At 72.2% G+C, this 10309-nt stretch carries 11 protein-coding genes; 3 read left to right on the top strand and 8 right to left on the bottom strand.

Translation table 11 applies throughout. From position 1 onward, the window contains the following. The 3 genes from GRC12_RS36625 to GRC12_RS36615 all read right to left on the bottom strand — a co-directional run. A partial coding sequence (locus tag GRC12_RS36625; protein ID WP_208784410.1) for a phosphatase PAP2 family protein occupies positions 1 to 598 on the bottom strand: 598 nt, incomplete at its 3' end. 125 nt (positions 599 to 723) lie between these two features. After that, positions 724 to 1329 (bottom strand): phosphatase PAP2 family protein, encoded by a 606-nt coding sequence (locus GRC12_RS36620; protein WP_208784409.1) that lies wholly within the window; start codon positions 1327 to 1329, stop codon positions 724 to 726. After that, positions 1326 to 1991, bottom strand: a complete 666-nt coding sequence (locus GRC12_RS36615; protein ID WP_208784408.1) for a DedA family protein — start codon at positions 1989 to 1991, stop codon at positions 1326 to 1328. The genes GRC12_RS36620 and GRC12_RS36615 overlap by 4 nt, the downstream gene beginning before the upstream one ends. Before the next feature lie 115 nt (positions 1992 to 2106). On the opposite strand from GRC12_RS36615, the gene GRC12_RS36610 reads away from it, so the two are divergent. From GRC12_RS36610 to GRC12_RS36600, 3 genes are all read left to right on the top strand, one after another. Continuing rightward, a complete protein-coding gene (locus GRC12_RS36610; protein WP_208784406.1) occupies positions 2107 to 2535 on the top strand; it encodes a BlaI/MecI/CopY family transcriptional regulator in 429 nt (142 codons plus the stop codon). A gap of 94 nt (positions 2536 to 2629) precedes the next feature. Then, positions 2630 to 3574 carry a M56 family metallopeptidase gene (locus GRC12_RS36605; RefSeq protein ID WP_208784404.1) on the top strand — a complete coding sequence of 315 codons (945 nt, stop codon included), beginning with the start codon at positions 2630 to 2632 and terminating at the stop codon, positions 3572 to 3574. 180 nt (positions 3575 to 3754) lie between these two features. Further along, positions 3755 to 5605, top strand: a complete 1851-nt coding sequence (locus tag GRC12_RS36600; protein WP_208784402.1) for a M1 family aminopeptidase — start codon at positions 3755 to 3757, stop codon at positions 5603 to 5605. A gap of 12 nt (positions 5606 to 5617) precedes the next feature. On the opposite strand, the gene GRC12_RS36595 is transcribed toward GRC12_RS36600, so the two are convergent. The 5 genes from GRC12_RS36595 to GRC12_RS36575 form a co-directional block, all read right to left on the bottom strand. After that, positions 5618 to 6127 carry an O-acetyl-ADP-ribose deacetylase gene (locus GRC12_RS36595; protein WP_208784400.1) on the bottom strand — a complete coding sequence of 170 codons (510 nt, stop codon included), beginning with the start codon at positions 6125 to 6127 and terminating at the stop codon, positions 5618 to 5620. An 81-nt stretch (positions 6128 to 6208) separates the two neighbouring features. Then, on the bottom strand, positions 6209 to 7576 hold the full coding sequence (locus GRC12_RS36590) for an alkaline phosphatase family protein (protein WP_208784397.1): 1368 nt from the start codon (positions 7574 to 7576) through the stop codon (positions 6209 to 6211). Next, positions 7573 to 8730, bottom strand: a complete 1158-nt coding sequence (eboE, locus tag GRC12_RS36585; protein ID WP_208784395.1) for a metabolite traffic protein EboE — start codon at positions 8728 to 8730, stop codon at positions 7573 to 7575. The genes GRC12_RS36590 and eboE overlap by 4 nt, the downstream gene beginning before the upstream one ends. A 7-nt stretch (positions 8731 to 8737) precedes the next feature. Then, a complete protein-coding gene (locus GRC12_RS36580) occupies positions 8738 to 9592 on the bottom strand; it encodes a TatD family hydrolase (protein WP_208784393.1) in 855 nt (284 codons plus the stop codon). 2 nt (positions 9593 to 9594) lie between these two features. Then, on the bottom strand, positions 9595 to 10309 hold a 715-nt coding region (locus tag GRC12_RS36575; protein WP_208784391.1), incomplete at its 5' end, for an EboA domain-containing protein.

Here is a 10309-nt window from a genome sequence, read left to right as displayed (position 1 = left end):
GCCACCGTCCGAGCCCCCACCAGCACAGCCCCAGCCACGCGCCGGCCAGCAGCCAGCCGCCCAGTACGTCGCTGGCCCAGTGCACGCCCAGGTAGACGCGGCTCAACCCGACGGCCACCGCCCAGCACACCGCGATCACGCATGTCGTACGCGCGAGCCCGGGTCGGATGTGCCGGGTGACCGCCCAGCACACGAATCCGGCCGTGAGCGCGGAGGTCGTCGTGTGACCGGAGGGGAAGGCGAAGCCGGACGCGTGGGTCGCCCAGTCCGCGGTGTTCGGACGTGCCCGCCCCAACAGTTCCATCAGCCCGCTGCGCACCAGCTGCCCGGCGACCAGCACGGCCAGGCCGTACACGACCGCTCTCACCCGCTCACCGGTGTCCCGGCCGGCGACCAGCCCGGCCGCCACGACGATCAGGTACGGCCACGATCCCGTCCCGGTCGCCGTGATCCCCCGGGCCAGCGCCTGGCCGACCGGCGGCCGGTGCCGGAGCGCCCAGGCGTGCGCCGCGCCGTCACCCGGGAGCGGCGAGCCGTGCCGTACGCCCATCGCGACCGCGAGGGCGGCGAACAGCACGGCGCAGACGACGGCGAGCAACGGCAGCCCTCTCCGGACGGGCAGCCCTCTCCGGACGGGCAGCCCCTTCCGGACGGGCAGCCCTCTCCGGACGGGCAGCCCCTTCCGGACGGGCCGCGCATCCCGTACGGACCGCGCACTCCGCCTCACACCCCCGTCACCAACCCCCCGAACCGAGTCCCGGCCATCCGTCTGACCAGTGGTGCGGCCCGGTCGGCGAGCTGCATCAGGAGCCACGCCAGGAGTGCTCCGAAGGCCAGGCCCACGGCCACGTCGTGGGGATAGTGGGCGCCGATCCAGACGCGGGAGACGGCCATCAGGACGGCCGCCGGGGCCGCGATGCGGGTGAGTCGGTGGTCGGTCAGGGCGATCGCCACGGCCGCGGCCCCGGCGATCACCGCGTGGTTGCTGGGGAAGGACCAGTCCCCCGCCGCAGGGCACGCCTCGACCGTGACCACGTGCAGCGTGCGGCAGGGTCTGGTCTCGGCGAACACCGACTTCACCAGCACGTCCACGGCGTACACGACCACCACGATCAGCGGTGTCGCCAAGGCCCGGACCATCCGCGCCTCCCCGGCCCCGCGGGCCCGCCACCAGGCGACGAGCATCAGCCCGGCGAACAGGGCGAGCCCGTAGTCGGACCAGACGGCGATCGCGGTGTCGAGGGGATGGGACGTGTGGCGGGCGAGCTTCGTGATCCAGGTGTACAGGCCGCCGTCGACCGAGGCTCCACCGAAGGCGAGGCCGGTCATGACGGGGCCCCCGGAGACGCGCGGCGGGCACGCGCGCGGCGGGCCTCGATGGCGAGCGGGGTGAGGGACGCGAGGACCACCACGGCGACCAGCGGCAGGAGGTAGTGGTCGACGTTGGGGATGGAGGAGCCCAGCGCGTAACCGCCGAGGACGAGGCCGATCGTCCACACCAGTCCGCCGACCACCTGCCAGAGCGTGAAGACCCGTACCGGCACGCCCAGGGCCCCGGCCAGCGGGTTGAGCACCGTGCGCACCACCGGTACGAAGCGGGCCAGGACCACCGCTTTGGCGTGGCCGTAGCGCGCGAGCAGTTCCTCGGCGCGCGCCGCGCCCTCGTGCAGCTTTCTCGCCCGGCTGCGGGCCAGCAGCGCGCGGCCGCCGCGGCGCCCGATCCAGTACCCGACCTGCGCCCCGGCCAGTGCCCCGACGACCGCGGCGACCAGCACCTGCGGCAGCGAGAGATGCACGGACCGGTGGGTGCCGCCCGCGCACAGCAGTCCCGCCGTGAACAGCAGCGAGTCGCCGGGCAGGAAGAAGCCGACCAGCAGGCCGGTCTCTGCGAACAGCACGGCGGCGATGCCGAGCGTGCCGAAGGCGGACAGCAGGGATCCGGCATCCAGGACGTTCACCGCCTGGGCGACGGCGAACTCGGCAGCTGCCATGCGGGCGACCCCTCTCATACTGGGACGTGGAGCGGGCCGGAACCCGCGCCGAGCGACTACAGTCATGTAGACCGTCTACCGAACTGTAGACGAATCAGAGCCGAGGAGCGTTCCCATGCCGCAGGGGCAGATCGACGAGCCGGCCGGCGGCCCGGCCGACGGGCGCACGGACCGGCGGCCGGCGGGCGAGCTGGAGGCGAGCGTCCTGGCCGCCCTGTGGGCCGCCGACGGACCGCTCACACCCGGCGCCGTGCAGCTGGAGCTCGGCGGCGGCCTGGCCCGCACCACCGTCACCACCATCCTCACCCGGTTGCACGCCAAGGGCGCGGTCACCAGGGAGCGGGTCGGCCGCGGCTACACCTACGCGCCCGCCCAGGACTCCCCCGGGCTGACCGCGCGCCGTATGCACGCCGAACTCGACAAGGACGAGGACCGCGGCACCGTACTCGCGCGTTTCGTCTCCGACCTGAGCCCGGAGGACGAGCGTGTGCTGCGCACCCTGCTTCAGTCCACCGGCCAGGGGACGGCCGACGAGACGCCGTGAGCCGGTGCGGATACCCGTGGTGGTCAGGAACCGGTCGCGGGGTCGTGCCGCGTAGGCTGACTCATGACCGGCGGGCGGACCTGGGAGGAATCGCGTGATCTTTGCCGTGTGGCTCCCGCTCCTGATGCCGCTGCTGGCGGTCCCGCTGGCCCGGCGCGGTGCGGAGCAGCTGCCGCCCCGGACGGCGGCCTGGGCGCTGACCGCACTGGCCCTGGTTCTCGCCCTGTCGAGCACGGCCGCTCTCGCCCTGCTGGCCCTGAACGGTGCCCTGCGCCTCCCCTTCGTCGCGGCGCTCGGCCATCTCTCTCCGCATCTGCTGGGCGACGGCTCCCCGGCCACCGTGCCGGCCGCGGTCCTGGCCGCCTGCGCGCTGACGGCACTCGGCGCCTCGCTGCCGCGCCGGGCCGTCCGGCACATGCGTGAACTGCGCGCCGCTCACCGGCAGTTCGGGAGCGCGGCGAGCGCGGGCGATCTGTCGGTGCGGGAGGACGAGCGGCCCGACGCGTACGCGCTGCCCGGCCGCCCCGGCCGCATCGTGGTGACCACGGGCATGCTGCGCGCCCTCAGCGCGCGCGAGCGCGAGGTGCTCTTCGCCCACGAGCGCGCACATCTGTCCGGCCGCCACCATCTCTTCCTCGGGGCCACCGAGTTCGCCGTGGCGCTGCACCCGGCACTGCGCGGTCTGTGCGCCCCGCTCTCGTACGCCCTGGAGCGCTGGGCCGACGAGTCCGCCGCGCGGGTGACGGGTGACCGCGCCCTCACCGCCCGCGCCGTCGGCCGCGCCGCGCTCGCCGCGCGCGCCGCGAGCCCCCGGCCGCGGCTGTCCCTCACGGCCACCGCGGGTCCGGTCCCGCGCCGGGTCAGCGCGCTGCTGAGCGCGCCGAAGCCCGCCGCCCGCGCACTCCCCCGCGCCCTGGCCGGGCTCCTGCTCGCCTGTGTCGCCCTGTCGGCGACGGCGGCCATGGAGGCGGCCACGGACCTGCACGACGGCATCGAGGTCGCCCAGGGAGAGAGCGCCCCCGTCGGACACGGCGACTGACCGGAGCGGCCGGCCGCCGTAGGCCGTCGTCACCCTTCTCACGCACAGCTGCCTCACAGCACACGCTTATGGCATGCTCAGGCCAACAAGTGCACGCAGCCCCGACCGCCTCCGGCGCACCCAGGCCGGCGGGCGCTCGCCGAGCAGACCGGGATCCCGGTCGCCGCAAAGGAGTTCCGCGTGAGATCGACCCCCCACAGATCCGTCGCCGCGCGCCTGTCGGCCGTCGCCGCGCTGGCCGTCGTATCGCTCCCCGCCCTTCCCGCGGCCGCCGCACCCTCGGCGGCGGCGGCCTGCACCCCGGCCCAGGTGGTGGCCAACGGCGGCTTCGAGAGCGGCACTTCGCCCTGGAGCCAGTCGGCGACGAGCGTCATCACCAGCCGGTCCGGTCAGAGCGCGCACGGCGGAAGCTCGTTCGCCTGGCTGGACGGCGTCGGATCCACGCACACCGACACGCTCTCCCAGAGCGTCACCGTCCCCTCGGGGTGCGACAAGGCGACCCTGTCCTTCTGGCTGCACATCGACACCGCCGAGACGACCTCCTCCACCGCCTACGACAAACTGACGGCGAAGATCGGCTCCACCACGCTGGCGACGTACTCGAACCTCGACAGGAACACGGGCTACGTCCAGAAGTCCTTCGACGTGTCGGCCTTCGCCGGCCAGACCGTGAACGTCGCCTTCACCGGCACCGAGGACTCCAGCCTGCAGACCAGTTTCGTCCTTGACGACATCGCCCTCGACACCTCCGCGGGCACCACCCCGCCGGCGGACTCGACACGGACGCCCGCCTCACCCTCGTACACCGTCAGTCTGAGCAGCAACAGCAGCGGCACCGTGTGGACCGGCCACGAGAGCGCGACCTTCACCAACGCCTCATCGACCGCGCTCGGCGAGGTGTATCTGCGGCTGTGGGACAACTACCACGGCACGTGCTCGGCGATGCCCATCACGGTCACGAACGTCACCGGCGGTACGGCGGGCGCCCTGTCCGTCGGCTGCACCGCCCTGCAGATCTCCCTGCCGGCCCCGCTCGCGCAGGGGCAGAGCGCCACGATCGGCTTCGACCTCGGCATCACCGTGCCGAGCGGCGCGGACCGGTTCGGGCACGACGGGGCGTTCAACAACATCGGCAACGCGCTGCCCGTGCTCGCGGTGAAGGACGGGGCGGGCTGGCACCTGGACCCGTACACCAACAACGGCGAGTCCTTCTACTCCCTGGCCGCCGACTTCAAGGTCACGCTGGACCACCCGAGCAGCCTGCTGGTCCCGGCCACCGGCACGTCCGTCGACACCCCCGGTTCCAGCGGGCGTACGGTCACCACCGCGACCGCGTCCAAGGTGCGCGACTTCGCCTGGGCGGCGGGGCCGTTCAGCAAGATCTCGGGCACGTCGGCGGCCGGCACGGCGATCAACGTCTACTCGGTCTCGGGCATCAGCTCCTCCGACGCGCAGTCGATGCTGAGCACCGCGAAGACCGCGGTCGACGCCCATGCCGCGCGCTTCGGCGCCTACCCGTACGGCGAGTTGGACGCGGTCATCGACAACAACTACTGGTTCGGCGGCATGGAGTACCCCGGCTTCGTCCTGGACCTCGTCAGCACCACCGCCCTCACCCACGAGATCGGCCACCAGTGGTGGTACGGCATCGTCGGCGACGACGAGTACAACAGCCCCTGGCTGGACGAGGCGTTCACCGACTACGCCACCGACCTGGCCCTCGGCAAGACCGGCACCAACTGCTGGAACAGCGTCTCCTGGGCCTCCTCCGCCGAGAAGATCACCAACTCCATGGCGTACTGGGACGCCCACTCCTCCCGCTACTCCACCGTCGTCTACGGCTACGGCAAGTGCGCCCTGCACGACCTGCGGCGGCTCATCGGCGACACGGCGATGACCAAGTTGCTGAAGGACTACGCGAGTTCGCACTGGTACGGCGTCTCGACCACGGCCGAGTTCAAGGCGGCGGCGCAGTCCGCGACGAGCACGGACCTGACGTCGTTCTGGAGCACGCACCGCATCGACGGCTGAGCGGACGGGAGTTCAGCGGGTCTGCGCGGCGAACGCCTCGTAGGCCCGCTCGTCGAAGAGGACGAACCTGACCTCCTCGACCGACGTGTCCGCGGCCCGCACCGTCTCCACGGCGATGCGGGCCCCGTCGTCGATCGGCCAGCCGTAGACACCGGTGGAGACGGCGGGGAAGGCGACCGTACGGGCGCCCAGTTCGTCGGCGACCCGGAGGGACTCCCGGTAGCAGGAGGCCAGCAGCTCCGAGCGGTCCTCGCCGGCCGCCCAGACCGGGCCGACGGTGTGGATCACCCACCGCGCGTCCAGCTTCCCGGCGGTGGTGGCGACCGCCTGTCCGGTGGGCAGGCCCTTGCCGTAGCGCGAGGCGCGCAGCTCTCGGCACTCCTCCAGGATCTCCGGGCCACCCCGGCGGTGGATGGCCCCGTCGACACCCCCACCACCGAGCAGCGAGGAGTTCGCCGCGTTGACGATGGCGTCGACGGACTGCCGGGTGATGTCGCCCCTGACGAGAGTGATGCTGGTCATGGTGCCTCTATACCATCCACGCCGGCTCCGGCAGGGTGAGCGTCGAGGACCGTGGCCGCGTCCTTCTCTGCGGTCTCGATCTCAGATGCCCGCCAGCCGCAGGAGCAGTGACTTCACCTCGGTGGCGGCGTAGACGTCCTGCCGCAACCCCGGGTCGGAGCACAGGAGTACGGGCGCGTGGCCGGGATCGTCGGGCAGGCGGCCGTGACTGCCGCTGACGCGGGACGGGTCCAGCGGGACCGTCCGGATGCGGTAGCGGAAACCGGCCTTCTTGCGCAGCACCGAGCCGACGGAGCGCAGTTTCACCCCAGGGACCGTGTCGTCGTACAGCAACTCGGCGGGGTCGTAACCGGGTTTGCGGTGGATCTCGACCTGGCGGGCGAAGTCCGGGGCGCGGGTGTCGTCGAGCCAGTAGTAGTACGTGAACCAGGCGTCGGGGTCGGCGAGCGCGACGAGTTCACCGGAGCGCTCGTGGTCGATGCCGTGAGCGGCCTTGCCCTCCGCGTCCAGCACCCGCTCCACACCGTCGAGTTCGGCAAGCAGCTTGGCAACCCGGTGGACGTCGTCCGCGTCCCGTACGTAGATGTGGGCGATCTGGTGGTCGGCGACGGCGAAGGCCCGTGAGGTCCAGGGATCGAGGTACTCCATGCCGTCCTGGGTGTGCACCTCCAGAAGACCGGCCCGCCGCAGGGCGCGGTTGATGTCGACGGGACGGGACACGGGGGCGATGCCGTACTCGCTGAGTGCCACGACCGTGGCACCGGCGCGCTCGAAGTGCGCGATCAACGGACGCAGGGCGTCATCCAGTTGGCGGGCGGCGCGGGCGGTTTCGGGTGAGGTGGGGCCGGTGCGCTGGGGCTCGTAGTCGAGGTGGGGAACGTAGACCAGGGTGAGGTCGGGCTGTTTCTCGTCGAAGATGTGCCGGGCCGCGCCGAGGATCCACCGGGTGGAGGGCAGGCCGGCGTTTGGGCCCCAATAGGTGAACAGGGGGAAGGGCCCCAGCCGGGTGGTGAGTTCGTCGTGCAGGGAGGGGGGCCAGGTGTAGCAGTCGGGTTCCTTGGCACCGTCGGAGTAGTAGATGGGGCGTGGAGTGACCGTCCAGTCGACGTCGGCCCCCATGGCGTACCACCAGCAGACGTTCGCGACCGTGTAGCCGGGGGCGGCCTTGCGCGCGGTCTCCCAGATCTTCTCGCCGCCGACGAGGGCGTTGTGCTGCCGCCACAGCAGTACGTCGCCCAGGTCCCGGAAGTACCAGCCGTTGCCCACCACACCGTGGACGGAGGGGAGTTCGCCGGTCAGGAGGGTGGACTGGACCGTGCAGGTGACGGCGGGCAGCACGGTGTCGACACGGGCCCGGAAGCCGCGTTCGCCGAGAGAGGCGACGGCGGGCATGTGCCGCAGCAGGTTCGGGGTGAGGCCCACGATGTCGAGGACGACGAGGCGTTTCATGAGGGCTCCTCCTTGAGGCCGAGTCCGGTCAGCCGGTCGCGGGCCCAGGCGAGTTCGGCGGCGATGCCGCCGGGAAGGTCGGTGGGGGGTTCGGGGAGGACGGACCAGGTGTAGGTCTCGACCTCGATGTGGTCGCAGTGGGCATCGGGTCCGCCGAGGAGTCCGGCGAGTACCTCGGTGAGGTGGGCGGCCGTCGTCCGCAGGGGCGGTTCGGGGTCGGAGTGCAGGGGTGCGTGGAAATGGGTTCGCCAGGCCCCGGAGGCTGCGGGGAGCCCGCCGTCCAGGGCCGCGCCGAGGTCGTCCGTGCCGAGTACGTCCCCTCGGTGAGTGGTCCGGGTCTGGTGAAGGAAGCGGGGCTCGGCGAGTCTGTGCAGGGCGGCCCGGGCCGCGGGGTCGGTAGGGTCGGCGGCTTCCACGGCACAGGAGGCCTGGAGCTTCACCACGGGGACACCGGCCTCGGCCAGCCGGTTCAGAGCGGCGGCCGGGTCCTCGAACTGGACCGCGAGATGGCAGGCGTCCAGGCACACGCCGAGCCGCTCCGGGTCGAGGCCGCCCAGTTCCCGTACCGCCTGGGTGGTGGTCTCGACGACGCAACCGGGCTCCGGTTCGAAGCCGACGCGGATCCGACGGCCGGTGCCACGCTCGATGGCGGCGAGCCCCTCGGCCAGTCGGTCCAGGGCACGCCGGGCGGTCCGGGCGCGCTCGGCCGGCCACGGCTCCCGCCAGGCCAGCGGCAGCGTCGAGACGCTCCCCCGCTCGGCGTCGTCGGGCAGAAGCGCGGCGAGCACCCGGGCACAGTCGAGGGTGTACCGCAGCCGGTCCTCGTCCGCCCAGTCGGGGAGGTAGACGTCCTTCTTGACGACCTCGCGGTGGAAACCGGCGTAGGGGAAGGCGTTCAGAGTGACGGTTTCAAGACCGCGGCCGGCGAGCTCGGCCTTCAGACTCAGCAACTCCCCCACGTCCGAGACGAGTTCGGAGACGACGTCACGCGCCAACCACAGACCGACGCCCAGCCGGTCCGCGCCCAGTCGTTCACGCACGGGCTCGGTGTACCGGGCGAGTTGGGCGATCACGCCCTTCAGGTCCTCCGCCTGGTGGACATTGCTGCAGTAGCCGAGGTGGACGAGGGTGCCGTCGCGGTGCCGGAAGCGCATGGGCGGCTCACTCTCCCCCGCGTCGGACGGAGTTGCCCTGGAAGGCGGAGGTCTCGTCCGGTTCGGGTTCCTGGAGGTCGAGGCTTCCGCTCTGTCCGTAGAAGGCGACCGGGTTGCGCCACATCACCCGGTCCACGGCCTCCTCGTCGAAGCCGTCGGCGAGCAGGGCGTCGGCGGTCCTGCGGGTCTTCAGTGGGTCCGAACGACCCCAGTCGGCCGCGGAGTTGACCAGGATCCGCTCACTGCCGTGCTCCTTGAGGATCTCGACCATGCGGTCCTCGCTCATCTTGGTGCGCGGGTAGATCGAGAACCCGGCCCAGCAGCCGCTGTCCAGGGCCATGCGGGCGGTGAGCTCGTTCAGGTGGTCGAGGAGGACGAGTTCGGGGGCGATGCCTGACTCCCGTACGACGTCGAGGGTCCTTCTCGTCCCGGCCGCCTTGTCGCGGTGCGGGGTGTGCACCAGGGCGGGCAGGCCGTGGTCGACGGCGAGTTGAAGCTGACGAGCCAGCGCCTCGTCCTCCTCGGGGGTCATGGAGTCGTAGCCGATCTCGCCGACCGCGACGACGCGGTCCTTCACGAGATACCGGTCGAGCTCGTCCAGTACGGGCGTGCAGCGCGGGTCGTTGGCCTCCTTGGGGTTCAGCGCGATCGTGCAGAAGTGCTGGACGCCGAACTGCGCGGCGCGGTAGGGCTCCCAGCCGAGCAGCGCGTCGAAGTAGTCGTAGAAGCTCTCCGGTGACGTGCGGGGCTGACCGAGCCAGAATGCGGGCTCGACCACGGCACGCACGCCGGCGGCGTGCATCGCCTCGTAGTCGTCGGTGGTGCGGGACGTCATATGGATGTGCGGGTCGAAGATGCGCACGGTCAGGACTCTTCCTCGAGTGGTGCGGTCACCGTGAGTGCGGTCAGGGCGCGGGCGGCGGCCTCAGGGCGGGTGGGTGCCTGCGCGCGGGCCCGGGCGGCCAGGCTGTCCACGACGGCGGGGTGTGGGTGGACCAGCGGCCAGACGTCCGGCGGCACATCCCTCCCGGCAGCGATGCGCTCATGCGCGAAGTCGGCCAGCATGCGGGCCAGTTCATGGTCGGCCCGCGTGTCGAGGCCGGCCACCCGGGCGAGCGGGACGTCGAGGAAGACGCACTTGAGCACGGCCTGCCGGTAGTCGGCGTCCGGAAGCCGGGCGGCCGCGTAGGGGCCGAGGGCGGCCTCGACGACGCTGGTGTCGTTGGCGCGTAGGGCCTCGCGGATCAGGGCGAGGGCGAGAGTGTGGAACGGGTCGTCGTCCGGGGCGGACAGCAGCGGCAACGAGCGCAAAATCGCGCGCTGTTCGGCCGGGTCCCCGTGCCGGTACAGACCTGCCACCTCGTCGGCGAGGGCCCCTCCACGCAGCGGAAGCGCGGCCAGCAGGACGGCACGGGCGGCCTCGTCCGTGGTCCAGTGCTCGTCGAGGCGAGCCTGTCCACAGCGTCTTCGGGCCGCGGGGAACAGGGCCCGGACGGCGTCGGGTCGGGCGGCGATACGCGCGACCGACTCGTCGAGCCAGGCGCCGGCCGCCGGGGAGAGAAGGGGGCGGGGATCGGGG

The sequence above is a fragment of the Streptomyces griseorubiginosus genome (assembly GCF_017614965.1).
Lineage (GTDB): Bacteria > Actinomycetota > Actinomycetes > Streptomycetales > Streptomycetaceae > Streptomyces > Streptomyces griseorubiginosus_B.
The sequence above is the reverse complement of the archived record's forward strand: the minus strand, read 5'-3'. Positions and strand labels throughout refer to the sequence as shown.